Source organism: Klebsiella sp. 2019SCSN059 (genome assembly GCF_021739525.1).
Lineage (GTDB): Bacteria > Pseudomonadota > Gammaproteobacteria > Enterobacterales > Enterobacteriaceae > Klebsiella > Klebsiella quasipneumoniae.
In genome coordinates this window covers 145969-171668 of record NZ_JAKKOM010000001.1, presented here as the reverse complement: position 1 = coordinate 171668, position 25700 = coordinate 145969, and the positions used below count along the sequence as shown (strand labels likewise).

The 25700-nt window shown below is 55.4% G+C and carries 25 protein-coding genes and 3 pseudogenes; 6 read left to right on the top strand and 22 right to left on the bottom strand.

The window, feature by feature from the left end; translation table 11 throughout:
• Positions 1–134: 134 nt before the first annotated feature.
• From lolB to dauA, 4 genes are all read left to right on the top strand, one after another.
• The gene (lolB, locus tag L2I46_RS00905) at positions 135–746 is read left to right on the top strand and encodes a lipoprotein insertase outer membrane protein LolB (RefSeq protein ID WP_023290149.1); all 612 of its coding nucleotides are present in this window, start codon (positions 135–137) and stop codon (positions 744–746) included.
• The gene (gene ispE / locus L2I46_RS00900) at positions 746–1594 is read left to right on the top strand and encodes a 4-(cytidine 5'-diphospho)-2-C-methyl-D-erythritol kinase (RefSeq protein ID WP_074423229.1); all 849 of its coding nucleotides are present in this window, start codon (positions 746–748) and stop codon (positions 1592–1594) included. Before lolB ends, ispE begins: the two co-directional genes overlap by 1 nt.
• A gap of 183 nt (positions 1595–1777) precedes the next feature.
• On the top strand, positions 1778–2725 hold the full coding sequence (gene prs / locus L2I46_RS00895; protein ID WP_002910407.1) for a ribose-phosphate diphosphokinase: 948 nt from the start codon (positions 1778–1780) through the stop codon (positions 2723–2725).
• Positions 2726–2975: 250 nt separating this feature from the next.
• Entirely contained in the window at positions 2976–4655 is a 1680-nt protein-coding gene (gene dauA, locus L2I46_RS00890) for a C4-dicarboxylic acid transporter DauA (protein WP_064157472.1), read from the top strand.
• Here the strand turns inward: dauA and L2I46_RS00885 are convergent, their stop codons facing one another.
• Positions 4656–5702 carry a MerR family transcriptional regulator gene (locus tag L2I46_RS00885; RefSeq protein ID WP_048297769.1) on the bottom strand — a complete coding sequence of 349 codons (1047 nt, stop codon included), beginning with the start codon at positions 5700–5702 and terminating at the stop codon, positions 4656–4658.
• Between the two features lie 221 nt (positions 5703–5923).
• A complete protein-coding gene (gene ychH, locus L2I46_RS00880; protein ID WP_002910437.1) occupies positions 5924–6199 on the bottom strand; it encodes a stress-induced protein YchH in 276 nt (91 codons plus the stop codon).
• 272 nt (positions 6200–6471) lie between these two features.
• Here ychH and pth point away from each other — a divergent pair, with 272 nt between their 5' ends.
• Both pth and ychF read left to right on the top strand, forming a co-directional pair.
• A complete protein-coding gene (pth, locus tag L2I46_RS00875; protein WP_004180389.1) occupies positions 6472–7056 on the top strand; it encodes an aminoacyl-tRNA hydrolase in 585 nt (194 codons plus the stop codon).
• A gap of 117 nt (positions 7057–7173) precedes the next feature.
• Positions 7174–8265, top strand: coding sequence for a redox-regulated ATPase YchF (gene ychF, locus L2I46_RS00870; protein WP_002910443.1), 1092 nt, complete (start codon positions 7174–7176; stop codon positions 8263–8265).
• An 88-nt stretch (positions 8266–8353) separates the two neighbouring features.
• Here ychF and L2I46_RS00865 read toward each other — a convergent pair whose 3' ends face one another.
• The 20 genes and pseudogenes from L2I46_RS00865 to L2I46_RS00775 form a co-directional block, all read right to left on the bottom strand.
• Positions 8354–8683: a DUF1869 domain-containing protein gene (locus L2I46_RS00865; protein ID WP_236947468.1), complete on the bottom strand. Its 330-nt coding sequence runs from the start codon at positions 8681–8683 to the stop codon at positions 8354–8356.
• An 83-nt stretch (positions 8684–8766) separates the two neighbouring features.
• Positions 8767–9681, bottom strand: coding sequence for a sugar ABC transporter substrate-binding protein (locus tag L2I46_RS00860; protein ID WP_085550978.1), 915 nt, complete (start codon positions 9679–9681; stop codon positions 8767–8769).
• Between the two features lie 131 nt (positions 9682–9812).
• Positions 9813–11228, bottom strand: coding sequence for a VasL domain-containing protein (locus L2I46_RS00855; RefSeq protein WP_105490708.1), 1416 nt, complete (start codon positions 11226–11228; stop codon positions 9813–9815).
• A 19-nt stretch (positions 11229–11247) separates the two neighbouring features.
• Positions 11248–11691, bottom strand: a complete 444-nt coding sequence (gene tssE / locus L2I46_RS00850; protein ID WP_048297773.1) for a type VI secretion system baseplate subunit TssE — start codon at positions 11689–11691, stop codon at positions 11248–11250.
• Between the two features lies 1 nt (position 11692).
• Positions 11693–12229: a type VI secretion system lipoprotein TssJ gene (gene tssJ / locus L2I46_RS00845; RefSeq protein ID WP_072199221.1), complete on the bottom strand. Its 537-nt coding sequence runs from the start codon at positions 12227–12229 to the stop codon at positions 11693–11695.
• On the bottom strand, positions 12210–13226 hold the full coding sequence (gene tssG / locus L2I46_RS00840; protein ID WP_168381036.1) for a type VI secretion system baseplate subunit TssG: 1017 nt from the start codon (positions 13224–13226) through the stop codon (positions 12210–12212). The genes tssJ and tssG overlap by 20 nt, the downstream gene beginning before the upstream one ends.
• A gap of 29 nt (positions 13227–13255) precedes the next feature.
• Entirely contained in the window at positions 13256–15019 is a 1764-nt protein-coding gene (gene tssF, locus L2I46_RS00835; RefSeq protein ID WP_032453314.1) for a type VI secretion system baseplate subunit TssF, read from the bottom strand.
• A 134-nt stretch (positions 15020–15153) separates the two neighbouring features.
• The gene (locus L2I46_RS00830; RefSeq protein WP_236947467.1) at positions 15154–18564 is read right to left on the bottom strand and encodes an ImcF-related family protein; all 3411 of its coding nucleotides are present in this window, start codon (positions 18562–18564) and stop codon (positions 15154–15156) included.
• Positions 18548–19705, bottom strand: coding sequence for a type VI secretion protein (locus L2I46_RS00825; RefSeq protein ID WP_236947466.1), 1158 nt, complete (start codon positions 19703–19705; stop codon positions 18548–18550). Before L2I46_RS00825 ends, L2I46_RS00830 begins: the two co-directional genes overlap by 17 nt.
• Positions 19706–19708: 3 nt before the next feature.
• A complete protein-coding gene (locus L2I46_RS00820) occupies positions 19709–19975 on the bottom strand; it encodes a PAAR domain-containing protein (protein ID WP_004175522.1) in 267 nt (88 codons plus the stop codon).
• Between the two features lie 297 nt (positions 19976–20272).
• Positions 20273–20515, bottom strand: a complete 243-nt coding sequence (locus L2I46_RS00815; protein ID WP_101867042.1) for a DUF6392 family protein — start codon at positions 20513–20515, stop codon at positions 20273–20275.
• 65 nt (positions 20516–20580) lie between these two features.
• Positions 20581–20718 (bottom strand): annotated as a pseudogene (locus L2I46_RS29580) (DUF6392 family protein).
• A complete protein-coding gene (locus tag L2I46_RS00810) occupies positions 20715–21032 on the bottom strand; it encodes a DUF6392 family protein (protein ID WP_272909654.1) in 318 nt (105 codons plus the stop codon). The pseudogene L2I46_RS29580 and the gene L2I46_RS00810 overlap by 4 nt, the downstream one beginning before the upstream one ends.
• Positions 21033–21195: 163 nt before the next feature.
• Entirely contained in the window at positions 21196–22089 is an 894-nt protein-coding gene (locus L2I46_RS00805) for a formylglycine-generating enzyme family protein (RefSeq protein WP_105490710.1), read from the bottom strand.
• Between the two features lie 21 nt (positions 22090–22110).
• Positions 22111–22227 carry a hypothetical protein gene (locus L2I46_RS00800; protein WP_032453317.1) on the bottom strand — a complete coding sequence of 39 codons (117 nt, stop codon included), beginning with the start codon at positions 22225–22227 and terminating at the stop codon, positions 22111–22113.
• A gap of 45 nt (positions 22228–22272) precedes the next feature.
• Positions 22273–23163: a formylglycine-generating enzyme family protein gene (locus tag L2I46_RS00795; RefSeq protein WP_023290165.1), complete on the bottom strand. Its 891-nt coding sequence runs from the start codon at positions 23161–23163 to the stop codon at positions 22273–22275.
• Positions 23164–23184: 21 nt separating this feature from the next.
• Positions 23185–23286: a hypothetical protein gene (locus L2I46_RS00790; RefSeq protein ID WP_071787070.1), complete on the bottom strand. Its 102-nt coding sequence runs from the start codon at positions 23284–23286 to the stop codon at positions 23185–23187.
• A 52-nt stretch (positions 23287–23338) separates the two neighbouring features.
• Positions 23339–24232 carry a formylglycine-generating enzyme family protein gene (locus L2I46_RS00785; protein ID WP_101855461.1) on the bottom strand — a complete coding sequence of 298 codons (894 nt, stop codon included), beginning with the start codon at positions 24230–24232 and terminating at the stop codon, positions 23339–23341.
• Between the two features lie 21 nt (positions 24233–24253).
• A pseudogene (locus tag L2I46_RS00780) lies at positions 24254–24334 on the bottom strand (hypothetical protein); the annotation flags it as partial.
• Positions 24335–24582: 248 nt separating this feature from the next.
• Positions 24583–25612: pseudogene (locus L2I46_RS00775) on the bottom strand (hypothetical protein).
• Positions 25613–25700: the final 88 nt, after the last annotated feature.

Genomic DNA, 25700 nt, shown 5'->3' with positions numbered 1-25700 from the left:
AGACAACTTGAACGTAGACGCTATCGCCCGGCGACGCTAGCATTAAGGATTATAAATGTAACCTGCTACACAAATCGGCCCGCTGTTCCCCTGCCGCCGGATTTCACTGTAGACATCAAGGATTTGTCATCATTATGAATCGACTGTTCCGCCTGCTGCCGCTGGCCAGCCTCGTCCTGACCGCTTGTTCTGTTCATACCCCCGAGGGGCCTGGCAAAAGCCCGGATTCGCCGCAGTGGCGCCAGCACCAGCAGGCTGTTCGCAGCCTCAACCAGTTCCAGACCCGCGGGGCGTTTGCCTATCTCTCCGATGAGCAAAAAGTCTATGCCCGCTTCTTCTGGCAGCAGACCGGCCAGGACCGCTATCGCCTGCTGTTGACCAACCCGCTGGGCAGCACCGAGCTGTCGCTGACCGCGCAGCCTGGCAGCGTGCAGTTGATCGACAACAAAGGCCAGACCTACACCGCCACCGATGCCGAAGAGATGATTGGCCGCCTGACCGGGATGCCGATCCCGCTGAACAGCCTGCGCCAGTGGATCATCGGCCTGCCGGGCGACGCCACCGACTATTCGCTGGACGATCGGTACCGTCTGCGTGAACTGAACTACACGCAAAACGGCAAAACCTGGCACGTCACCTACGGCGGCTACACCAGCGATACTCAGCCCGCCCTGCCGTCTAATGTCGAGCTGAACAATGGCGCCCAGCGCATCAAGCTGAAGATGGATAACTGGATCGTGAAATGATGAGCCGCTGGCCCTCACCTGCAAAACTGAATCTGTTTTTATATATCACCGGCCAGCGGGCTGATGGTTACCACACCCTGCAGACACTGTTTCAGTTCCTCGACTACGGCGATACGCTGACCATCGAACCGCGCGCTGACGGCGAACTGCGCCTGCTGACGACGGTGGCCGGGGTGCCGGACGAAGAGAATCTGATCGTTCGCGCCGCGCGTCTGCTGATGCGCGCCGCCGGCGAAAGCGGCCGCCTGCCGGCGGGAAGCGGCGCCGATATCAGTATCGATAAGCGCCTGCCGATGGGCGGCGGCCTGGGGGGCGGCTCGTCCAATGCCGCCACCGTGCTGGTGGCGCTCAACCATCTCTGGGGCTGCGGACTCTCGGAAGATGAGCTGGCGACCCTTGGCCTGCAGCTGGGGGCCGATGTGCCGGTCTTCGTGCGCGGCCATGCCGCCTTTGCCGAGGGGGTGGGTGAAATTCTGACGCCGGTGGAGCCTGAGGAAAAATGGTACCTGGTGGCCCACCCGGGCGTCAGTATTCCGACGCCGATCATTTTTCGCGACCCGGAGCTACCACGAAATACCCCGCGCCGGTCAATTAATACGTTATTAAATTGTGAATTCAGCAACGATTGCGAGCTTATCGCAAGAAAACGTTTTCGCGAGGTTGATGCCGCGCTTTCCTGGCTGTTAGAATATGCGCCGTCACGCCTGACCGGCACAGGGGCCTGTGTGTTTGCTGAATTTAACACCGAATCCGCTGCCCGTCAGGTGCTGGACACTGCCCCGGCATGGCTAAATGGCTTTGTGGCGCGCGGAGTAAACCTCTCGCCGCTCAAGCAGGCCCTGCTCTGAATACTGCGCCGTGAGGGCGCATCGTTCATGAGTCAGCCGGGGAAATTGAGTTACGGTGACAACGTCACCCTGTTCCAGACGTTGCATCGTGCTCTTTAAATACACCGACTGGATCGAATGGCGCCAGCCCGCACATTATTGGCCCATTCATCCACCACTGGACGCATGCCTGAGGTTCTTCTCGTGCCTGATATGAAGCTTTTTGCTGGTAACGCCACCCCGGAACTAGCACAACGTATTGCCAACCGCCTGTACACTTCTCTTGGCGACGCCGCTGTAGGTCGTTTTAGCGACGGCGAAGTCAGCGTACAAATCAATGAAAACGTACGCGGTGGTGATATTTTCATCATCCAGTCCACTTGTGCTCCCACCAATGACAACCTGATGGAACTGGTTGTTATGGTTGATGCTCTGCGTCGTGCTTCGGCAGGTCGTATCACCGCCGTTATCCCTTACTTCGGTTATGCTCGTCAGGACCGTCGTGTTCGTTCTGCTCGTGTGCCAATCACCGCGAAAGTGGTGGCAGATTTCCTGTCCAGCGTCGGCGTTGACCGCGTGCTGACCGTTGACCTGCACGCAGAACAGATCCAGGGCTTCTTCGATGTGCCAGTTGATAACGTGTTCGGCAGCCCAATCCTGCTGGAAGATATGCTGCAGCTGAACCTGGACAACCCGATCGTGGTTTCTCCGGACATCGGCGGCGTGGTTCGTGCTCGCGCTATCGCTAAACTGCTGAACGATACCGATATGGCTATCATCGACAAGCGCCGTCCGCGCGCCAACGTCTCCCAGGTGATGCATATCATCGGCGACGTCGCGGGTCGTGACTGCGTGATGGTCGACGATATGATCGACACCGGCGGCACCCTGTGTAAAGCGGCAGAAGCGCTGAAAGAGCGCGGCGCGAAACGCGTATTCGCCTACGCGACGCACCCGATCTTCTCCGGCAACGCTATCCAGAACATTAAAAACTCTGTGATCGATGAATTTGTCGTCTGCGATACCATTCCGCTGGCACCAGAAATTAAAGCGCTGGATAAAGTGCGTACTCTGACGCTCTCCGGTATGCTGGCTGAAGCTATTCGCCGTATCAGCAATGAAGAATCAATCTCTGCTATGTTCGAACATTAATCGAGCCGAGCACAAAAACCCGCTGCGGCGGGTTTTTTTGTCTCTGAATTTTTAATTCTTCCACAAAATCATTCGGCATGCGTCAAGGCGGCAAGTGAATGAATCCCCGGGAGCGTACAGGCAGTACGTGACCGGGATAAATGAACGCAGCCAACACAGAGGCATCCCGAAGGATGATGTGGCAATGACCGATGCCTCCTTCACCTGCCATTCAGTTGACAGATGATGCGCTCATGGATGAAACATTATTGTGAACAGATTATTTTCCTCACATGTGATGCCTTTCCGCGCCCTCATCGACGCTTGCTGGAAAGAAAAGTACACCACTGCCCGCTTTACCCGCGACCTGATCGCCGGGATCACCGTCGGGATCATTGCGATTCCGCTGGCGATGGCGCTGGCGATTGGCAGCGGTGTGCCGCCGCAGTACGGCCTCTATACCTCAGCGGTGGCAGGGATTGTGATCGCCTTAACCGGCGGATCGCGCTTTAGCGTTTCCGGACCGACCGCCGCCTTTGTGGTGATCCTCTATCCGGTTTCCCAGCAGTTCGGCCTGGCGGGGCTGCTGGTGGCGACGCTGATGTCGGGGATCTTTTTAATGCTTTTCGGCCTGGCGCGCTTTGGCCGCCTGATCGAATATATCCCGCTGTCGGTCACCCTCGGCTTCACCTCCGGGATCGGTATCACCATCGGTACCATGCAGATTAAAGATTTCCTCGGCCTGCAGATGCCCCATGTGCCGGAGCATTATCTGCAGAAAGTGGCGGCGCTGGCGATGGCCCTGCCGACCATTAACGTCGGGGACGCCGCCATCGGCGTCGTCACCCTCGGCACCCTGATCCTCTGGCCGCGGCTGGGTATCCGTCTGCCGGGCCACCTCCCGGCGCTGCTGGCCGGCTGTGGGGTGATGCTGGTCGTCAACTTGCTCGGCGGCGATGTGGCGACGATCGGCTCGCAGTTCCACTATCAGCTGGCGGACGGCACTCAGGGCAACGGCATTCCGCAGCTGCTGCCGCAGCTGGTGCTGCCCTGGGATATGCCGGGTTCCAACTTTACCCTGAGCTGGGCTTCGCTGCAGGCGCTGCTGCCCGCGGCTTTCTCCATGGCGATGCTGGGCGCTATTGAATCTCTGCTGTGCGCGGTGGTGCTCGACGGCATGACCGGTACCAAACATAAAGCCAACAGCGAGCTGATTGGCCAGGGGCTGGGCAACATCGTTGCGCCGTTCTTCGGCGGGATCACTGCCACCGCGGCGATTGCCCGCTCGGCGGCGAACGTCCGCGCCGGCGCCACATCGCCGATCGCCGCCGTGATCCACGCCCTGCTGGTGATCATGGCGCTGCTGATCCTCGCCCCGCTGCTCTCCTGGCTGCCGCTGTCGGCGATGGCCGCCCTGCTGCTGATGGTGGCATGGAACATGAGCGAGGCGCATAAAGTCATCAATCTGCTGCGCCACGCGCCGAAGGACGACATCGTGGTGATGCTGATGTGCATGTCGCTGACGGTGCTGTTTGATATGGTGATCGCCATCAGCGTCGGGATTGTGCTGGCTTCGCTGTTATTTATGCGCCGTATCGCGCGCATGACCCATCTGGCGCCGGTCAACGTCGAAGTGCCAGACGACGTGCTGGTGCTGCGGGTGATCGGTCCGCTGTTCTTTGCCGCCGCCGAAGGTCTATTCAACGACCTGGAGACCCGGATCGCCGGCAAGCGCATCGTGGTGCTGAAGTGGGACGCGGTGCCGGTTCTCGACGCCGGCGGTCTGGATGCCTTCCAGCGCTTTGTGAACAAGCTGCCGGAAGGCTGCGAATTGCGCGTATCTAACCTCGAATTTCAGCCGCTACGCACGTTAGCGCGCGCCGGTGTCAAGCCGCTGCCCGGACGCCTGAGCTTCTACCCCGATCGTCAGGCCGCGCTGGCTGACCTGTGATCACCCGGCGGCAGGCCCCTGCGCCTGCCGCATCAAGGCTCCGGTCGCCTGCTGCAGCCAGCTCAGCACCGCCGGCGTCATCCAGGTGCCCTTCATCAAATGCGGCTCCTGCTCCATTGCCTGACGAAACTTCTGCAACGTCTGCGGCCGGGTGCCGGCGTAGGACTGAAACAGCTCAAGCCACGCCCGGGCCAGCGCCTGACCCGACGCCGAGTCCGGCGCTACGCCCTCACGGCACGCCTGATGCAGCTTCGCCACCAGCGCTGGCCACTCCTGTAGCCGGTCGAAGTAGTGCCGGCGGGTGAACGCCATCTCCTCGTCGTCGAGATACCGCGCCCAGATAGCCAGTTTGCTTTCGGCAAAGGCTTCGGTGATAAAGGCAATGATGGCCGGGGTGACGCCGGTCTGTTCAACCATTTGCGGCTCGGCGGCATGCATCTCGTTCAGGCGGGTCAGAAACTCCGGGCGCCCGGCCGTATCCTGCTCCAGGCGCTCCATCCAGCGCGTCGCCAGACTCATCGCCTGCGGACTGTCCGTCGGGCAGCCGCTCGCCATTAGCGTCTGCACCTCCTCTGTTAGCTCGCGCCACGCCTGCGCGCGCTGTTCATCCTGTGCCGCAAACGGCAGCACGGCTAACTCCTGTTGACTAAACCAACGATCGTACATTTTCATTAACTCCAGCGTCTGTAGCCAGGACTCCAGATCGGGTTCATTGCCGCTCGCCAGCGCCTCGCGCAGCGCCAACAGCCGGTCGCGCAGCCTGCCGACATCGCGCAGTTGGTCATTAAGCGTCTCTATCTGCTGCGTCAGCAGTTCGGGTAGCGACAGCGTTCGCCGATCGAGATAGTCCTTGATGGTGGCGAGCGTCAGCCCGGTCTGCGCCAGCGCCTTGATCATATGCAGGCGCTGAACCGCGGACAGGTTATAGAGCCGATAGCCCGCCTCGCTTCTGGCCGAAGGCGTTAACAGCCCCGTCTGTTCATAATGATGCAGCGTACGCACCGTCAGCCCGGCGCGCTTCGCCAGCTCTCCCACCTGAATTAACATGACTGCTCCTCTCTGTGGCCAGGTCCGCTACTCTGCTGCCTGACGTAACGTCAGGGTCAAGCGAAAAACGCGCTTGATATTCACTTTTGGCGGCAACCATAGCATCACGAAGCTCAGGTCGGAACGGGGGTCGTCAAATGGCGGGAAAAAGAAGAAGAGATAACGAGAGGCACAGTAAAACGCATCGGTCTTCAGGGACCGATGCGGGAATCATGCTACGGTTAGCTGTGGCGATGCTGATTACGACGGCAGCGTTTATCGTAGTGGCGCACCCACCAGTAGCGGTCGCTGACCTGCTCGTGGCCGCCAATACGGGCACCGGCCAGCCAGAGCACCGCACCAACGAAGATGCTTAAGATTGCGCCATGCGCAAAGAATTGTGGCAGGTTAAGCTGCGGAAGCTGGTTCAGAATGGAGTAACCCACCCCCACAACCATCACCACCAACCCTAACCCCATGAGTACGTTACCGAGTAACGAAGCGTTTTTGCGTTTCATGTGTCACCTCCGGACTTTGGGTTGCCAGGGAATGTCCCCAAATCTTATAGGTGTAGTATAGACAAGGTCTCTTCTGTGGAGTGCGCCCACGATCACATTAGTGAACAGCAAATAGACAAAAATTTACAAATAAGCCTATGAACAATATCAAATTCTAATGGTTTAGAGAGTAAATCATCAATGCTGGTATTGTCTCGAGGCCAGAACTTTGTCAAGCGCGCCCGCAGACAGTACACTACGCGGCAGAGAATGCCCCATGCAGGAAAGAAAACGTGACCATTAAACTGATTGTCGGCCTGGCCAACCCCGGTGCGGAATATGCCGCCACCCGGCACAACGCTGGCGCCTGGTATGTGGATTTACTGGCGGATCGCCATCGCGCGCCGCTGCGCGAAGAGAGCAAATTCTTCGGCTACACCTCGCGCATCAACCTGGCGGGCGAGGATGTTCGCCTGCTGGTGCCCACCACCTTTATGAACCTTAGCGGTAAAGCCGTGGCCGCGATGGCGACCTTTTATCGCATCAACCCGGACGAAATTCTTGTTGCCCATGATGAGCTGGATTTACCGCCGGGCGTGGCGAAATTTAAGCTTGGCGGCGGCCATGGCGGCCACAACGGCCTGAAAGACATCATCAGCAAACTCGGCAATAACCCGAACTTTCACCGCTTACGCGTCGGGATCGGCCATCCGGGCGACAAAAACAAGGTTGTCGGCTTTGTCCTCGGCAAACCACCGGCCAGCGAGCAGAAACTGATTGATGATGCCGTCGACGAAGCGGCGCGCTGTACGGAAATCTGGTTAAAGGATGGTCTCACTAAAGCGACCAACCGTTTACACGCCTTTAAGGCGCAATAAGCCGTTGTCGTGCGGCATTTTTGCCGCGCACCGTGTATAATAGGCAAAGCTATTCAATTTTCTGCAATCTGTTCCTGATAACAGATTGATTATCCAAAGATTAAGGTGATTTAAATCATGGGATTCAAATGCGGTATCGTCGGTTTGCCCAACGTCGGCAAATCCACCCTGTTCAATGCGCTCACCAAAGCGGGTATTGAAGCGGCCAACTTCCCCTTCTGTACCATTGAGCCGAACACCGGTGTCGTACCGATGCCCGATCCGCGTCTGGACAAGCTGGCTGAAATCGTCAAACCGCAGCGTATCCTGCCGACCACCATGGAGTTCGTTGATATCGCGGGCCTGGTGAAAGGCGCGTCCAAAGGCGAAGGTCTCGGCAACCAGTTCCTGACCAACATCCGCGAAACCGAAGCTATCGGCCATGTGGTTCGCTGCTTTGAAAACGATAATATTATTCACGTGGCAGGGAAAGTGAACCCGGCGGAAGATATCGACGTTATCAACACCGAGCTGGCGCTGTCTGACCTTGATACCTGCGAGCGCGCGATTCACCGCGTCTCCAAAAAAGCCAAAGGCGGCGATAAAGACGCGAAAGTTGAGCTGGCCGCGCTGGAGAAATGCCTGCCGCAGCTGGAAAACGCCGGTATGCTGCGCGCGCTGGATCTGACCAAAGAAGAGAAAGAGGCCATCCGCTATCTGAGCTTCCTGACCCTCAAGCCGACCATGTACATCGCGAACGTCAATGAAGACGGTTTCGAGAACAACCCATACCTCGATCAGGTTCGCGCTATCGCCGAGCAGGAAGGGTCTGTAGTGGTGCCGGTGTGCGCCGCGGTTGAAGCGGACATCGCCGAACTGGACGATGAAGAGCGTGATGAGTTTATGGCTGAGCTGGGTCTCGAAGAACCGGGCCTGAACCGCGTGATCCGCGCTGGCTACGCCCTGCTGAACCTGCAGACCTACTTCACCGCTGGGGTGAAAGAAGTTCGCGCCTGGACCATCCCGGTCGGGGCGACCGCGCCGCAGGCAGCCGGTAAGATCCACACCGACTTCGAAAAAGGCTTTATCCGCGCGCAGACCATCGCTTATGAAGACTTTATCGCCTACAAAGGCGAACAGGGCGCGAAAGAAGCCGGTAAAATGCGCGCTGAAGGTAAAGACTACATCGTGAAAGATGGCGATGTGATGAACTTCCTGTTCAACGTCTAATCCCGCTGGCTGGCGTTTCTGCCGCCATCGAGTAATAAAAAATCCACGCTCCGGCGTGGATTTTTTTTCCTGTGCGCAAGGCGGCGCGCTACTCCACGATATGGGTCTCTTCTGCCGCCTCGTAGCCATCAACGATCTGCACAATCTTTTTTAACTCGTCCTCAATAAAAGCCGGGGTGGCGCTTTCCCCTGAGGCCGGGTGATGAAGCTCCACCGAGATGCCGCTGGCGGCATTGGTCAGCGACAGGCTGATCTCCTGCGGATCCGCCGCAGACGAGGGTCGCCCGATATGCTGCGCGATGGTCGCCGCCGCCACGCGCGTATCAACTTCCGCGAGATGCCCCCACCTCATTTCAACATACCCCTGCAGCCCTGCCTTTATCACCTGCAGCGTGTAGCCGCTTTTTGCCATTGCCATCTCTTTTCCTCCGGTTTCGTTGCCCGGGCGTCATATTCTCAGCCCGGTTTTATCAGCAAAGTTCGAACATTTCTGCCTTGCCGTTAATGACTCTTTTCCACATAGGTCTGCATGTTTTCTTTGGTCACTAACTCAAACGGGATCCAGACATGGGACTCGACTTTTTCTCCTTTAATCAGCTTCAATGCCACCGCTAAGGCCGTTTTGCCCTGACCAACGGCATCCTGGAAAACCGTTACCTGGATCTTATCGCTGGCCAACGCTTTCAGCCCATCCGGCGTGGCGTCGATGCCGCCGATCAGCAGCTTCTTCTGGCTCTTCTCCAGCGCCATCGCCGCGCCAATCGCCATCTCGTCGTTGTTCGCCGCCACAATATCAATCGCTTCCCCGTTGCCTGTCCAGTTCTGCATCAGATCCATTCCCTCGCTGCGGGAATAGTTGGCCGGCTGTTTCTGCACCACTTTCATCGCCGGATATTTGGCCACCACCTGCTCTACGTCCCTGGTGCGCTGCAGCGCGCCGGCATCGGTGAGATTACCAATCATGATGGCGACGTTGCCTTTGTAGTTCGCCAGCTTCGCCAGCGCTTCCATCTGCAATGTGCCGGACTCCCGCTCGTCCGAACCGACAAACACCACGCCAGGGGGTAACGTTTTATCCCCCGGCGTCCGGTTCACATACACCAGCGGCATCCTGGCCTGCTGCGCCATCTTCGTCAGCTGCGGGGTGCTGGCGGAGTCCACGGGATCAACGATGATCGCGTCCACGCCGGAGGCAATGAAGCTCTGCACCTGATCGGCCTGGCGTCCGGTGTCGCCGCGGGCGTCTTCGAACTGCACCTCGACCTGGCGGGCTTGAGCTTCTTTCTCAATGGACTGACGAATAATGGTGAGAAAGTTTTGATCGAAGTAAGCCATCGAGACGCCGATCTTCTCCGCCAATGCCGAAGCGGAACTGGCCAGAAGGCCAACTAACAGGATGATTTTACAGTGCTTCATAGCATGCCCTTAGAGTTTGAAATAAAATTTTCAATATAAAATGAAACGGTATATTTAAATCATTTTCAGACTACGAAGGGCGTAGAGTTCTTGCAATCATGATGTAAAGAAAATGTTGCCATGCGCACACTTTATTTCACCGCCTCACTCACCGAGGGCCCACCGGGTGCGGGTCGCGCAGCGGGCGGTGGCCCCGGCTGTTTTCGTTTCAGCAGGGCATACTCCACGATCAGCTGTTGCAGATGCAGTTCGGCGAGACTGCCGCGGGCGGCTGGCCAGGGTTGACCTGCGGGGAGCGCGGCCAGCTCGCGCAGCTGCTCTTCCAGCGGAACGGCGCGGTTAAGCGACTGCATAATGGCAAACACCGCCGTTTTCAGTTCGCTCACAGTCAGGTACTTCCCCTTCTGCTCGTCGAGGGCATTGAGCTGACCGGCGAGCCGTTGCAGCTGACGCATGCCCTCCGCCCAGCCGGTGAGGTTTTCCGCGGGCAATGCCGCAGCGCTTAGCTGCCGCTGCCACTGCTGCGCCAGGGGCTTTGCCTGTTCCGGCCAGCGGCTCAGGGCAAGCTGGACCAGCCGGTCGCCGTAGCTTATCGCCCAGTCCGGCGCCAGGCGGGCGAGATCGTCAAGCTGGCGCTGCGCCTGGCGCAGATCGACCGGCGCGTGGGGAGATCCCCCCGGGAGGTCCGCTAGCGGCCCGGCCTGTTGCGTCATCACAGTCGGCGGCAAATCGGTCTGGCGCAGCGCCAGCCATCCGCCGACGGCGATGCCCGACACCGCCAGCATGGTGACCATTCCGGCGATAAATGGCTTCCAGCGCGACGCGGCGACCGGAGTCGATGCTATCCCTGGCGCGGGCCGCTTTGCTGGTGAAGACGGAGCCGGCGGCTCAGCCTCTGGTCTACGTTGTCGTTCTCGCGCTGGCTCAGCCCTCGCAGCATCCTCTTCGCTGACCAGAGCGTCGGGAAGCGCCGCCTCAGACATCGCCACCGGCGGCGCGACGGGAGGCGCTGGCGCAGGGTCGAGGTTCTCAAAGCGGGTTGCCGTGCTGCGCAGCAGCGCCCGCAGGTCACTCAGCGGGTTTTCAGGCGCGATCTCAAGGCGCTGGAGCACCGCGTCGAAGGTTTGCAGCGAACACTCAGCCTGGCTAAGCGACGCAAGATCGTCCGGGGTGAGGTTCAGGGTGCGGATCACCTGCCGCAGCCGCTTGCTCAGGGTGCGGAAGATTTCGGTGCGGGCCGGGAGCGCCTGCGGCCACAGGTTTTTACCCTGGTGGGCCAGCAGCGTTTCCATCAGCGATAGCCCCTCGTTGATCCCTGCCAGGCCGTCCAGCCTGGCGCGGGCCAGCGTATACCAGGCGACAGTCTGCAGATCCGCGCCGTGATGCTCCAGCAGCGCACGGGCAAGCTGCTCGGCATACGGCCAGTTAATATCCGGCCGCGCCGGGTGGCTGAGCTTGTTCATTTCCGCACGCAGGGCAATAAAATCAGCCAGCGTGCGCGGGTCGCCACCGGTTTTATAGCGGCGGTCTTTATGTGTTGTCATCATGATGTCTTTCAGCGAGAGATTAGAGGGCGGAGCGGGCGTCAAGGTACTGCTGACGTTTAAGGTGGCGGATCAGCACCCTGCCCTCAGGCATAAACTCTGTGCCGTAACGTACCAGACCGATATCCTTCAGCTCAGCATCAATGGCATAGCGCAGTTCGCCGGGCGCATCCTGATCGAGCATCACCACCGCGATCCGCTGCAGGCGCGGTTCGTATTTCAGCAACACCGCCGACAGCGTACTCATCAGCTGATGCGCCGACGCCGGCATGCCCTGGAGGATAGCGGTCATATCCGGCAGGCCGTAGTCCGGCAAATGCGCCAGCGTTCCGGCCCGACAGTTGAGGATGCGCTGCATGTTATCGAGCACCGACAGGATGACCTGATCCGTTTCGCTGACGTTGTTCAGGTCCAGCCCGCCGGCGAAATTGCCGTAGAGGATGTCGTACAGGGAGGGACGAGGCATTTCACTTCTCCTTAAGCGGGTGCAGCGTCAGTTGATTTTGGCTGGCTTCGATAATGCGCGGTCTCGCCGGGTCGAGATCGTCCCGGGTGAGTACCAGCCGCCAGCTATTTAGCGTCAGGTCTGGATCGATAAACATGGCCGCCACAGCCACAAACTGCGCGCTGGTTTCCATGGGCATATCAACGGTCACCGATTCGCCCGGACGCAGGCGAATATCTTTTTCCGCCACCCGGTCCGCCTGCAGCGCCTGGCCATCGCCGGCAAACAGCGACGGGTAGTCAGTATTGTCAAACGCCTGCCGGTCCTTCAGCTGGTAAATACGCACCACCGTCGCCAGGGAGGCGCCTTTGGCGTTGTTATTCACGCCTTCCCGGGCGCGAAGATCCAGATGAAGTGTTTTCACCTGGGGGTAAAAAATGGACTGGGTCACGGAAACGGCGCCGTCTTTCACGGTCTGCGTCAGGCCGCAGCCGGTTAAGAGGGTGACCATGAAGAATGCCAGTAACGTGGCAGAGGGTTTAACTGCGGTAATCGCCATCTTCATCGCTCTCCCTGCGGTGGAGGTTTTCCCGGACGCGCTGATAGCGCCCCAGATAAATCGTGATCCTGTCGTCAGCCTGCTTCTGCGCATCCAGCGGTTGCAGCACAGCCGTTCTCCCGAGCTGGACGGCATGCGCCTGCTGGCAGCAAAGTTGCGCATCCGGCAGTAAATGGCGGGCGACGCAAAGCTGCAGCCGCACGTCGAGATGAGATCCGAGCCAGACGTGCAGGAGCGCCATCAGGTCGCTGAACAGTTCGCCGCCGGGCAGCCAGCCGCGGACCTCATCAGGCTTTTCCGTCGCCAGCTGCAGCAACACCTGACCGTTCACATCCGTAGCGTGAGTTCCCATCACTGGCCGATGTTGCAGGCTAACCGGCTGGCGGACGCTCATCGCTAACGGCTGCGACAAGGGGATCCGGCAGGGATCGTGGTGGTACACCGTCGCCCGGGTCCCCGGAGCCAGTAGCGCCACCAGCGCCTCCATGCCTTCCCCGGATCTCCCCGGCAACATCATCCCCGGCAGCAGCGCCAGAAATCGCGACAGCGGCGCTGCGGCGACAGCGGCACATCCCGGTATGCCCAGCCCCGCCAGGCCCAGCAGATACTGCGAGGTGTTGTCCGTGCCACCCGCCCGAAAGGTTGCCGGGTAGGAATATTTGCGCCAGATACGGTAATACTGGGCGATTAGTCGATGGTTGAAGATATCGAGAAAATCCTCGGTAGCCTCGACGCCTTCCCGCCGTTGCGCAATGTCATCGCTATAGTGTGTCGGTAGCGGGGATTCCACGCCGTAGAGACCCATAAAAGCAACGCGAACCGCCGGCGGCCGGGGCGGGTCAGGATCGTCCATTCCACGGATTTCGCCGGCCGGGAAACCCATCCCCGGATGCGGGCGAAAGCGTATGGGTTCATCACCCACCAGCCAGCCGCTGCCGATGATCGGCGCCTTCGGATGGTTCTCCTCCAGCAACTGGCAGAAGCGGTAAAAATTCATGTACGGCAACTGAGGCCGGAGCTGCGCCATCAGCCGGGCAGGCGCAGACTGTGATTCTCTTTCCACCGGATACATTTCCCTTCAGGTTGAACAATGAGCGTCAGCTGGATGAACTGATTCATATCGGCATACAATGCGAAAAAGCGGTTGAGCATGTCGCCAAACAAATGGACATCGCCCGCCCCGGTAAATGCGCTGCTGTCGAGCGTCACTTCGATATCCAGCCCGCGCAGCAGGAAGCCCTGCTCGAAACGCTGAATTCGGTGATGACTGACCGCCAGAATGGCGTCCAGACGGCGGTTATTGAGCTCATCTTCCCGCCAGTTGTAGAGCGACAGCGTGCCGCGCAGCACCTCGGCGCTGCTCATCATGTTGAGAAAACGGGTGCCCAGATGGCTCATGACCCGCCAGTGGTAGCGGTCTTCCGCCGGGGGATATGCCGGCAGCGTGGGTTTACAGAGATTACGGACGGTAAGCGGCGTGGCTGATATCGACTCACAGCGATCCAGCAGCGTGCTCTGTAGCGCCCGGCGCGGCAGCTGGCCGTTAGTGCCGGTGATGCGCAAGGAGACCGTTTCCCGCTCCAGCGCCCGGTCGGCCTCCCATTGTTGCCCGCCGAGGATAAGCCAGGTATCGTGCATGCCGGTGACGCCCCGCTTGACGCGGGTGTGGTAGTAGCGTTCCGGCGCATGGCGACGCATCATCCCGCCCTGGTGACGAAAGCGGGTGAAAGGCACATAGCGTGCCTCCCCGGTGCGCCCGGAGCCGGTCACGCTGTCAACAGAATAGATTTCGGTATGCCCATCCTGCAGGCGCTTCGGACGCAGGAGGTATTCGCTCTCCAGCCCGCTGATGGTCAACGGATCGGCCTCGAGGGTAAACAGGTTAATCACCGGCACACAGTGCAGGCGCAGGCTGCTTGCGCTGACGGGTAAATCGCTTTGCCAGACCTCGCTGAACACCACCTCGAGCGTGAAATGCGCTATCCCCGCCGGCAGGGTGATGTTTTCGAGGCCATTTAGCTGCACGAACATAAATTTTTCGCGAAAGGTGAAATACTCGAGCAGCAACTGATAGCCGCTGAAAGCGCTCTCCCCCTTCGGCCATAAACGATCCTCCTCGCTAAATCCCCCCGGCGAAAAATAGCCGTCCAGACTTACCCGCTCCGCCTGCCCTGGCAGACGCAGGTAAATCGCGGCCTGGCGTCGGGTCAGCCACAGATGAAGAGCGCTGCCGGTAACGGCGTCTTCCCCCAGGTACAGCGGCAGGCGGCGGAGATCGGTCTGCGACCAGTCTGCCAGCTCGCTACAGGTGAAGCGTAGCCGCAGGACCGAACGTCCGTCCGGCTCCGCCGTCATCACCGCCTCCTCTATCGCCAGCGGATTAAGCGTCAGATCGCGGGTGGTTCGGTACCGGCACACGGTATTTTTCGGCCCCAGTGGGCGGGAGCTTATCTCAAACCCGGCGGGCACCGTTTCCACCATCTTCATCGCCGGCAGCGTTGGGGTCAGCGCCACGATCGATAGCGACGGAATGGTGCGCAAATAGTGCGGCCACAGCATGCTGACCAGCCCCTCGGTCAGCTCCGGCAGATCATCATCAATTTTTTCGCGCAAGCGACCTACGGAAAAGGCAAAGCCTTCAAACAGGCGCTCAACGTAAGGGTCCGGCGTGCCGGCTTTATCGAGATCCAGCATCGCCGCCCGGTCGGGGTGAGCCTGCGCGAACGCTTTTGCCGCCTCACGCAGGTAGCGCATTTCAGCGTCAAAATATCGCAGGGTTAAATCGTCCATTATGACTATTCCATTATTCGTCTTCAGGGAGACACGCAGCATGGCTGCGCGGGCAGATTAATTGGCCGCCGGGCGGCCATGAGCAGAGGAGGCCCGGCGTCGCAGGTCAACGCCAATCAGTGAGGGAGGCGGTTTCAGTATCCCTCTTCGCCGGGTATATCGTCGGTCAGCGGAACACGCTCAGCAGGCGCGCGCACGCTGAATATCGTCTCAGGTAGCGTAAAGTTTCGCAGGGCCAGCAGCGCCAGCGGTCCTTCCCCCGCCTCGGTACGCAGGGTGTAGTTCAGCAACAGACCATCCGGCGCTTTCCAGCTCAGGCTCCAGCTGCTGCTCGTACCGGGGTAAGCGCTGACCACCGCCTTATCCAGCAGGCGGATCCAGCCCCAGGCCCCCGGAAGATCTGCATACTGGCGGGTGCCCGCCCGGGTGCTGATCCAGCTCAGACTGGCGCCCGGCGCTTCGGTATCGGCGGGCCAGCTGAACCGCCGCCAGACCGGCATCTGGTTCATGTAGACAAGTTTCTGGCTGTCAATCACCAGCTCCGTCTGCATCACACCGTCCGCCGTGCCCGGACGTAGCGAAAAATGCAATCCCGCTTCGCCATTGGCGAACGCGACGTCGGAGAGATGGCTCAGGGTATTCATCGCCTGCAGAAAGGCCGGGTTAAACGTCAGTCCCTGGGCATTGATACTGTCCGCCATCCAGCGGCTCCCCTCTTTATGTAGCACGCCATTCAGCCGGGTCTGCAGAAAGCGAGCGATGCGCCCGGTCTCGCTATTGAGATATTTTGCCAGCAGCGGGAGAGAGACTTCACTGCTGGTATTTTTAAAGGGGTAGCGGCCGCCAAAAGCGCGATTCCAGTCCTCCACCACCGCGCTGCGCCACTGGGCGTTGAGACTTTCCGCCGCCGGCGTCAGCACCTGCTGCCAGGCCTGCTCCATCGGGCGAACAAACAGCGTCTGTCCAAAACCACTCCACTGCTGGCCCAGTCCCGCCGCCACCAGGCTGCCGTAGTCGCGCGTTTCGGTTAGATCCACTGCCTTGCCCTGGAACACCGTCTGCGCAAGCAGGCGGGTCATCGCCTGCGGGTCGGTGGCGTTGGTGACCTGCTGCAGGCGCAGACGCACCTGGGTGACGCGGGTCAGGAAGGTCTGCAGGCTAAGACGGCTGGTGGACGCCCCGCCGTCGCGATTGTCCAGCAGCGCCAGTACGGGCCCGAAGGTGGCATCCAGAGGACCGCGCACGCCACCCTGCTGGTCGATGGCGGGCTGCCCGTCGCGGTTAAACAGATTTTTCGCTGATTTGACAAGCGAATCGGCAATAGCTTCCCCGGTCTGGCCGGTTCGCCCCTGCATGCTCAGGGTGTTCATCAGCGCCACCAGCGGCGACTGGCGCACATCGGCCATCAGGGTCAGCTGGTCGATGGCATCGGAGAGGGTCTCCACGCGCTGCCAGCGTAAGCTGTTGAGAAAATCCAGCCAGGCGCCGCTGAAATCAGCGAAATAACGCTCCGCCAGCCGGACTCGCAAGGCTTCCGGCGACGCCGACTGCGCGGCAGGCTGCTTCGCGTCGCTCAGCACCCAGTCCATGTCATCGCGGCGTTCCGCGACCACTTTCTCAATGGCGGGCTGCACCGTCTCTTCCCAGGCTTTCCGGCTGAACATCCCCGGCACCACCTCATCGGTGGTGAACAGGCGCGACGCGTCGGTGTCGCCGGTCATGTCCGCCAGGTGCAAGTCCGCATACTGGTTCGCCACCTGCGCGAGCATCTTCTGATAAAGCGTGGACTCACTGTTGCGCTGGCCCAGTTGGCGAATTAACCGTGTGCGCGCCTGGCTGACCAGACCGTCATCGACAGGCAGACGCCACTGCGGATGCGACGCCAGGCTGGCAGCGTAAAATGCCAGTAGCGAAGGGCCGCTGCCCTGCCAGACGGCGTCCGCCACGCCGGAACGCTGCGGCCACTCGCGCATCAACGCTCCCGCAAACCACGCAGCATCCATTCTCTCCGGGCGGGTCAACATCAGGTACAGTTTCAACTGGTCGTAAGCGGTCTTCGTCATCTTCTCACGCAGCGGGCTGTCCGGCGGCAGCTGTGCGAAGGCGTTCAGCTGCCGCTGAAGGTGCGCTGCTGCCGCATCGCGCAGCAGCGGCTGCGCCCTCTCTCCGTAGCGCGGAAACAGCGCCGCCAGCAGGTCATCGTTCTGACTGAGGCCAGCGCGGGCATACCACGGCGCGCCGTGCTGCGAGCGGTATTCCAGTTGAGAAAGCGTTTTCTGTAACGCGGAGAGCGCATGCAGGCGTACGGCCAGCGGCTGTTTTCCCGCCGAGGCCTGCTGCACCTGCTGCTGTGCGGTCGCCACCAGGTGGCGGTTGGCGATAAAAGAGACTGTCATTGAGGCGGCCCAGAGTAACATCAGGGCAGCAGCGGCCACGCTCATCCCACGCATCCAGTCGACGCCCTGTTTGCGCGGACGTAGACCGGCTGGCAACCACAGCACAGAGTCTGGTATCGTTTCCCAGCGGTTATCCCGTCCCCAGTGATGACTGACACTGCGACCAGCCTCTACTGATGCCTCACTAAATACCACCCCGGCCAGCGGCAATGGTCGGTATGGATTAAGCAGTATCGATAACGGTTCCACCACCGCTTCCGCTTCCCGAGTCAACTGGTCGGCCAGCGCGAGTAAAAAATTGTGCTGTGGTTGCCCGCATATCTGCTGGATGCCCTGCTCTATCAGTAACGGCGCCAGGGCAGTGAACTGTTCGGCAACTATTTGCGGCGTACAACCTGCGGGTAACAGGCAGCCTACAGGCTGAGTGATACGTCCATTTTTTTCGTTGCCCTCCTCATACAGCGACCAGACGTATAGGGGAAGTTTCCATCCAAGAGCTTCGTAGCGTAGCTTTAGAGAGTGAGACACATTGTCCATTTCATCTGACGTGAGCCTGGGCTTCGTTCTGTTCATCGTTGTCAAAACGCCGTCAAAGCCCGATGTTACCCACACCATACCATCAGCCGGGCGATAACGCAGTTTACGCAGCGCTGTGAACCAGGCGGGATCTACCGCTGCCCCAGGGTCTCCACCCCACAGCAATAATGTACCCTGATCTTCCTGCCAGAGTTCCTGCGTGAGCTTTGGGGTCAGTTGTTCTACGTCTCTGACTGAGCCAATTATCAGCAGAATACGGACTTTGCGGGACCAGGCGCGTCCATACTGATAGCGCAGAGTCTGGCGAATTTCCCCCACCGTAATATGATGGGGAGGTGTCAGTGCCACGCGCCCTTCTTCGCCGGGTAAGACGTTGGCCTGCTGCGACTGCCGGCGATATAAACTCTCCTTCACACGGCGGGACATTGCAGGAAGGTAAAAAACAAATACCAACGCCAGACAGACCAGAACAAACGCCAGTACCTGCTCGCCCCGCGTATTGATATTCAGCATGCCGCCATAGCGGGTGATCCCCCCCCATATTGCAGCCATCCCGGCCAACGTAAGCCCGGCCAGGCCAAACCGGCCCAGGCCATTACCCGGTATATTCATCTTCACTCCCTGTGGTGATGGTACTGATAAAATGTTCCTGTTCGCTGGAAAATAACGCCAGCAGGGGCTGTTTACGGAGGCTGACCAGATCGGCTGCCAGCGCGGTCAGGAGCCAGGGCGCTGCGGGTCCCGGAATACCGCACCATTTTTCCAGCAGCGCGATATCTTCAGCTTTCCATGGGGTATGCATTTTGCCGCCCTGCGTGATAAGCGCGGCGCTTCTTTCCGTCCATTTTTTTGCGTCCCCGATAACGGAGGGCGTCTGGCAGGCGACAGTCTGGGTTTCCAGAAACAGGGTGATATCGTCTTCAAAGTTCGTCATATCTAAGGGCATCGGACGTAACAGCCGTGATGAGTGCGGCAGATGGTATTTTTGCGCCACATCATCGCTGGTCAGCAGCAACACGGCCAGCCCGTCGGAGTATGCTGTACCACCGTTGAGCTGGATGACCAGGAGTAGATTGACCGTCAGTACAGGCTGCTTCAGGCGCTCCTCCACTTCCGACAGTGAGAATGAGCCGGTAACGGTAATATCATCGGACACGGCGCGGCCAGGAATGTGTTCTTTCCAGAGATTACTGAAACTGCTGGTCAGCTCAGGCGAGGGATTATCCGTGATCAGGGTGACATGCAGCGGTAGCTCTTCCGGTAGGCACTGCACGCGCTCTTCTATACTGGTAAGCAGCGCATGCATCGCTCTCAACTGCACGGGCTCTTCTGCCGGAAGGTAATTAATCCTGCGGGTAAGTCCGTATTGCTGAGACCGCTCACTCCCACAATGCGCCGCAGAAGTATGATCCGGCAACAGCACTGCACTGCCCAGAACGGCCAGCCAGCGCCCGGCCCAGTCTTCCCACCTCTGCTGTCCGTATTCCGCCTCTTTCAGCAAGAACTGATGCGCTTTCAGATCCCTGTCCCACAGGTAGCAACGCAGACAAAAAATCAGCAACCAGCATCCTGCTGGCATCAGGGATACCCACCAGATATTTATCACTGAGAGAATTTTTACGGTGCCGGAAGCATGGAGGATAAAGAGCAGGACACCGATAATCGCCATCAGTACACCGGCAAACAGCCATCGGGTCAGTGAAGGAGCCGATGGCTGCTCCATGGTCAATGCTTTTGTTCGTACCCAGCCCATTTTTTATCCTATCGCGCATTCCGGCGCGCCGGAAATCACCTGGCAACCGCACTGACATTTGCAGCCATCGACCACGATGGCTTTACCATCGGAAGACCATTCCGGCGCTCCCTCAATAATGGCATTAGTGCCATGTCCCGGAATCGGGCAGCTGACTTTATCCCCCACCAGCGCTACGGGCTTTCCATTTACAATCATGGTGGAGGATGCGGAAATAACAGCACCGCCGTGCGTGGTTTTATCGCCGAGTAATACAAAACCTTTGGACATTGAATTTCCTTTTATATGTCAGCGATATAGTAATTATTAATTAGAATACTCAATCGCATCTATTTCAACCTAAAGAGTGAGGCAATAACATTTAATAACAGACAAAAACCGGCTACTCCTATCAAAGAAAGAATAATAAACATAAAATAATACCTGGAATATCTGCACGCCTCTCTTTACTTAATATATACTTCTTCCCCCAAGTGATATCCCCTACATTAATAACTTTTCACTTCGAACGCCAATTGCCAGACGACCTTATATTCGCGAGATCCGCCTTAATTTCTATTGCATGCTCTATACAATAAAAAATACACTAGCAACAAAATAATCAGAATTATAAGAAAATAAAACAGACATTTTCTGATTAGGTGGCAACAGTGGGTATACCTCGCTAATACGACGACTATAGCTCTCTATCGTTTTGCGTTCGCCATAACCTATGGGAAATCCGAAGCGTTCGCGCATCCATCGCTGCGTCATTACTGATTCAAGACTAAATGGCAGCGGATTAGGAAATAACCAAGCCGTTTTTTTCATCTTCTAACCGCAAAGTCACTTCCTCAAGATTTTTTCTGGTTATTGATAAAAGATAAAAATATTCCTTATCGCCTCATATCCAGCCTGAAAATATCATCACTAACAGTACTTGTTGGTTTTTTGTAGGGAATTAAACGTTGATCATAAATATTCTAACAAGGTTTACCTAGTTGCTTCACAAGTGTTTCGATATCAATATTCATTTGCCACAAAGTCGCTTTTTCTCCAGCGCAATATGAATCTCCTTTGCTCGCTCCGGTGGATAAAAAGTCACGGTTTCTGAAAATAAATCCTTGTTATAGGTAAATCCGACAAAACTATTTTGATGAGGCATAGGTAAGGTATATATCTCTTTTCCCCCCCTATAAGCAGTCATAACAATTTTTGCTTCAACGTAAACCATCGGAAATCCTAGATAAGCCCGCACCCACTGCTGAGTCATAACTCGTTCCAGACCAAACGGCATAGGATTAGGAAACAGCCAGTCAGTTTTGGCTTCATCTTCAAACCTTAACATTTCTTCTTTCAGATTTTTAATGAGCACCACTTTTTTCCGTTGACAATCATCGTTGATAACGATGAATTAATTTCACTACTGTACATGATTTTACCATCCATTAGAAAAAAACCTTATATGTTGAACGCCACCGATTTTTTAAAATAAGATATAGCATCACACATTATTTATTAACGACACAACGAAATACATACTGCGGACCAACACCATATTTTTCATAGTCATCGTCTTTATCGATCTTCGGAACTGGCAATTTTGATTGCCTGAACATGGTTAAAGCGTACTGTCTGTCGCCGCCAATATATCCGCGCAGGACTTTTTTAGTACCCTGCGCAGGTCCCTGGGGATCGTTTACCGGAGAATGAGAGTAATAATCTGCTGCATACCAGTCATTAGTCCATTCAGAGCCACTGAGCCCCATATCATACAGACCCAGGGGGATTGGGGGATATTTGCCTACTGGGTAAAATGGGAAACCAAAACCATCTGTATATTTATCTAATTCATCTTTACCCGGAACATTTTTTCCAGGTAAATACTCACCATTATTTGTTGGAAACTGAAAGTATTGACCTCTGGATCTTGCTGCATATTCCCATTGCGCCTCTGTTGGTAAATCAATCGTTTTACCAGCCCCCTTACCTAACCACTGGCAATAGTCTTTTGCCTGTTGCCAGGTAACACCAACAGAATAATCTCCTTTTTGCAAGGATGGATAATTTTTTAAAAAAATATGGATGGGTGGTTTTTTTACCCCTCTTATTTGCAGATATTTATTATAATCATCGTTGGTAACTTTAAACTTTGATATCGAAAAATCACTTAATACAACCTTATGTAATACCTTATCATCCTGGTTTATGCTGAAAGGTAGTTTTTGACCGACTAATGGTCCAAAATCCCCCATTAAAAACTCGCCGCCCTGAACGGGAACCATGTCAGAAAGCGACTTAGCAACAAGCGCTTCAGACAGGGTTTCACGCTTGTCAGTACTCTTCTGGTCACACCCGAGCAGTAAACTGGCGGCAACAGAAGCAACTACGATTAATTTTCTCATCTTATCACCTCAGCCTTTGCATCAGGCAGTCATTGTCCCCGCCGGGTGCTGGTCGTCGATCATGGCAAGATATTCTGACATCAGGCTATCCGGGACAGGTTTAAATAGTCTCTCCGGTTTATTGGAACATTCATTCAACGCTGTTGCTCCGGTTAAAATGATATATGTCACCACCAAACGACATTATTTATTGATGACGCAACGGAAAACATACTGCGGACCAACACCATATTTTTCATAGTCACCATCAACTTCTTCTGGGAGTGGTGAAGCAGATTGTCTAAACATAGTCAATGCGTACTGTCTGTCGCCGCCAACATTCCCACGCAACACTTTCTCGGTCCCTTGCTCTGGTCCCTGAGGATTCTTTACCGGAGAGTTGGAGTAATAATCTGCTGCATACCAGTCATTGGTCCATTCTGAACCACTCAATCCCATATCATACAGCCCTAAGGGATTTGATGGGTATTTACCTACTGGATAAATGGGAAGCCCCATCCCGTCAGTGTATTTATTCAGTTCATCCTGGCTTGGGACATTTTTTCCTGGTGTAAACTCACCATTGTTAGTAGCAAACGGAAGATACTGACCTCTGGATCTTGCTGCAAACTCCCATTGTGCCTCTGTCGGCAAATCAATTTTTTTACCGGATTTTTTACCTAACCACTGACAATAATCTTTTGCCTGTTGCCAGATAACACCTGCAGGATAATCCCCCTTTAGCAGAGAAGGATGACGTTGTGCCAGTATATCCACAGGTGGATTTTTTTTATCTGTTACTTTCAAATAAACATTAAAATCATCGTTAGTGACTTTATATTTTGATATCGAAAAATCACTTAAAATAACCTTATGTAAAGTTTTATCATCCTGTTGTATGCTGAAAGGTAATTTTTCACCAACTAATGGACCAAAATCACCCATTAAAAACTCACCACCCTGAACGGGGACCATATTAGAGACCGATTTATCCACAAGTGCTTTAGCTGCTTTTTCACTCCCGGTGGTATTTCCCTGATCGCACCCTGTCAGTAAACCGGCAGCAACGGAAGCAACTACGATTAATTTTCTCATCTTATCACCTCAGCCATTGCATCAGGCAGTCATTGTACCCGTCGGGTGCTGGTCGTCGATCATGGCAAGATATTCTGACATCAGGCTATCCGGGACAGGTTTAAACAGGCTGTCCAGCGGAATATTATATTCATTGAGCGTTCCGACTATAATATAGTATTACCGTCAAACGATATTATTTATTAATAACGCAACGAAATACAAAAAGAGGACTAACTCCAAACTTTTGATAATCATCACGCCCAGCAAATTTTGGCACAGGTTGTGACGATTGCCTGAATATAGTCAAGGCATACTGACGATCTCCGCCAACATACCCCCTTAAAACTTTTTCATTACCTTTAACTGGACCTTGAGGATCATAAACAGGGGAGTGGGAATAATAATCAGTTGAATACCAATCATTACTCCATTCGGCTCCACTTAGCCCCATATCGTATAAACCTAGCGGATTCGGAGGATATTTCCCAATTGGATAAATAGGAAAACCATAACCATCTGTGTATTCATCTAATTTCTTTTGTTCAGGTATATTAGAACCAAGCTCGAAATTTCCATTATTTGTCGCAAAAGGAAGATACTGCCCTCTTGACCTTGCCGCATATTCCCATTGTGCTTCTGTCGGTAAATCAATATTTTTATCGGACTCCTTACCTAGCCACTGACAATAATCTTTTGCCTGTTGCCAGGTCACACCAACAGAGTAATCACCTTTTTGCAAGGATGGGTACTCTTTGACCAGAATATTAATGGGAGGTTTTTTTATTCCTGTTATCTGCAGATATTTATTATAATCATCGTTGGTAACTTTAAACTTTGATATCGAAAAATCACTTAATACAACCTTATGTAATACCTTATCATCCTGGTTTATGCTGAAAGGCAGTTTTTCACCAACTAATGGGCCAAAATCCCCCATTAAGAACTCGCCGCCCTTAACGGGAACCATGTTAGAAAGCGACTTAGCAACAAGCGCTTCAGACAAGGTTTCACGCTTGCCAGTACTCTTCTGGTCACACCCGAGCAGTAAACTGGCAGCAACGGAAGCAACTACAATTAATTTTCTCATCTTATCACCTTAGCCATTGCATCAGGCAGTCATTGTAAAAGTCGGGTGCTGATCATCAATCATGGCAAGGTATTCTGACATCAGGATGTCTGGAATAGGTTTAAATGGCTCATCCGGGTCAACAAAAACCGGGAGGTTATTATGCAGTAAGGTGAGCTTTTCGCCATAATTGGTGTAAAAAAACAATTTTTGTTCCCCGATACCTAAAAAGTTGATCACATCTTTTTCATTCAGTTCTTTATTACCTTTCTTCTCCCCTGGCGACAACGTCAAATGCTGCATGACATTGTTATAATCTGCCTGACTTTGTATCCACTTCAGCGCCATAAACACCGCTTGTTTTCGCCTCTTTAGAGGACCGAGCTTCCAGCTGTTAACGGAAAAAAAATCATTATTCTGATTGCGAGGGTCAAGCCAGTCCACCCAGTTCTGATCAATTAATGTGGCAATCACTGCCCCTTTTGTTTCCGGAGGGGTATACTTAAGCTGATCAGGATTAGATAAAATACTGCTCATCAAATCCACACGTTTATTTTCTTCCAGAAGATCTACTCTTAAGCTGTCCAATATATCCACAACTTGATTATATCTTTTCTCCAGTGCTTGTATTCCTTCTGCTGCTATAATTATTGGGATTGAACATAACCCTCTAAAAGCATTCTCTCCCATCATATCTTCTAACTTCTGATAATCCACATTCCTTAACATAAACATAAAACTCTTCATAAAAGCCGCAAAACTGCTGCCATCAACTTCAAAACCGACTTCCCCTTTGGCTCCCACTCCCCAACATAAAGCCGCTTTACAGTAAATACGAAAACGTCCCTGAATATAGGTGATATAAAAAACCCCACTTCCCCCTGCGCCTGCCTGCACCGTCATCCCCGCTTCCAGTTTGGCTATCGCGGCAAACTTCTTCTCTTTATTGACAATGGGTTTGTTATCTTTCTCAACACCTATAGCTACTGGCGTATCATCAGGATGCGGGTCAAACCACTCAATGGCACCACTGATATTACCTCCCGCCTGAGCACCAACAAAAACACCAATTTCACCTCCCCCCTGTGCTTCAGGTATTGTTGAGGTCTTTAAATTCACCTGCTGCTGTCCTGGTAACGGTGGGGCAGTCAGGGTTGCAGGACGGCCTTTAATGCCATAGCCCTTTCCCATTTCTCCACTCCAGTCTACTGTCACCCCTAATTCAATTGCAGCACTGGCACCTACGCTACCTGACAATACCAGTTTCATGGCAAAACGCAGCGCTCCCATATTACAGACACCATCCGGTGTCTGTGGAGTCACTTTTTTCGCCGGAAATAAAAGGCTGACACCTAACCTGTCCGGCAGGTACAGGGCCGTTTCGGCCTTCGCCTCCCCCAGTGCAAAACTGGCATGACCTTCTATTTTGCCCTCCAGTTTTTTTTCTGACGGATTATATTCCGCTGATGCACCCGCTCCATGGCTGTAG

Coding starts and splice junctions, on each gene's coding strand:
- lolB (WP_023290149.1), top strand. CDS start 135: ATGAATCGACTGTTCCGCCTGCTGCCGCTGGCCAGCCTCGTCCTGACC.
- ispE (WP_074423229.1), top strand. CDS start 746: ATGAGCCGCTGGCCCTCACCTGCAAAACTGAATCTGTTTTTATATATC.
- L2I46_RS00885 (WP_048297769.1), bottom strand. CDS start 5,702: ATGTTAATTCAGGTGGGAGAGCTGGCGAAGCGCGCCGGGCTGACGGTG.
- ychH (WP_002910437.1), bottom strand. CDS start 6,199: ATGAAACGCAAAAACGCTTCGTTACTCGGTAACGTACTCATGGGGTTA.
- ychF (WP_002910443.1), top strand. CDS start 7,174: ATGGGATTCAAATGCGGTATCGTCGGTTTGCCCAACGTCGGCAAATCC.
- L2I46_RS00865 (WP_236947468.1), bottom strand. CDS start 8,683: ATGGCAATGGCAAAAAGCGGCTACACGCTGCAGGTGATAAAGGCAGGG.
- L2I46_RS00860 (WP_085550978.1), bottom strand. CDS start 9,681: ATGAAGCACTGTAAAATCATCCTGTTAGTTGGCCTTCTGGCCAGTTCC.
- L2I46_RS00855 (WP_105490708.1), bottom strand. CDS start 11,228: ATGATGACAACACATAAAGACCGCCGCTATAAAACCGGTGGCGACCCG.
- tssE (WP_048297773.1), bottom strand. CDS start 11,691: ATGCCTCGTCCCTCCCTGTACGACATCCTCTACGGCAATTTCGCCGGC.
- tssJ (WP_072199221.1), bottom strand. CDS start 12,229: ATGGCGATTACCGCAGTTAAACCCTCTGCCACGTTACTGGCATTCTTC.
- tssG (WP_168381036.1), bottom strand. CDS start 13,226: ATGAATTTTTACCGCTTCTGCCAGTTGCTGGAGGAGAACCATCCGAAG.
- tssF (WP_032453314.1), bottom strand. CDS start 15,019: ATGGACGATTTAACCCTGCGATATTTTGACGCTGAAATGCGCTACCTG.
- L2I46_RS00830 (WP_236947467.1), bottom strand. CDS start 18,564: ATGAATATACCGGGTAATGGCCTGGGCCGGTTTGGCCTGGCCGGGCTT.
- L2I46_RS00825 (WP_236947466.1), bottom strand. CDS start 19,705: ATGGGCTGGGTACGAACAAAAGCATTGACCATGGAGCAGCCATCGGCT.
- L2I46_RS00820 (WP_004175522.1), bottom strand. CDS start 19,975: ATGTCCAAAGGTTTTGTATTACTCGGCGATAAAACCACGCACGGCGGT.
- L2I46_RS00815 (WP_101867042.1), bottom strand. CDS start 20,515: ATGAAAAAAACGGCTTGGTTATTTCCTAATCCGCTGCCATTTAGTCTT.
- L2I46_RS00810 (WP_272909654.1), bottom strand. CDS start 21,032: ATGTTAAGGTTTGAAGATGAAGCCAAAACTGACTGGCTGTTTCCTAAT.
- L2I46_RS00805 (WP_105490710.1), bottom strand. CDS start 22,089: ATGAGAAAATTAATCGTAGTTGCTTCTGTTGCCGCCAGTTTACTGCTC.
- L2I46_RS00795 (WP_023290165.1), bottom strand. CDS start 23,163: ATGAGAAAATTAATCGTAGTTGCTTCCGTTGCTGCCGGTTTACTGACA.
- L2I46_RS00785 (WP_101855461.1), bottom strand. CDS start 24,232: ATGAGAAAATTAATTGTAGTTGCTTCCGTTGCTGCCAGTTTACTGCTC.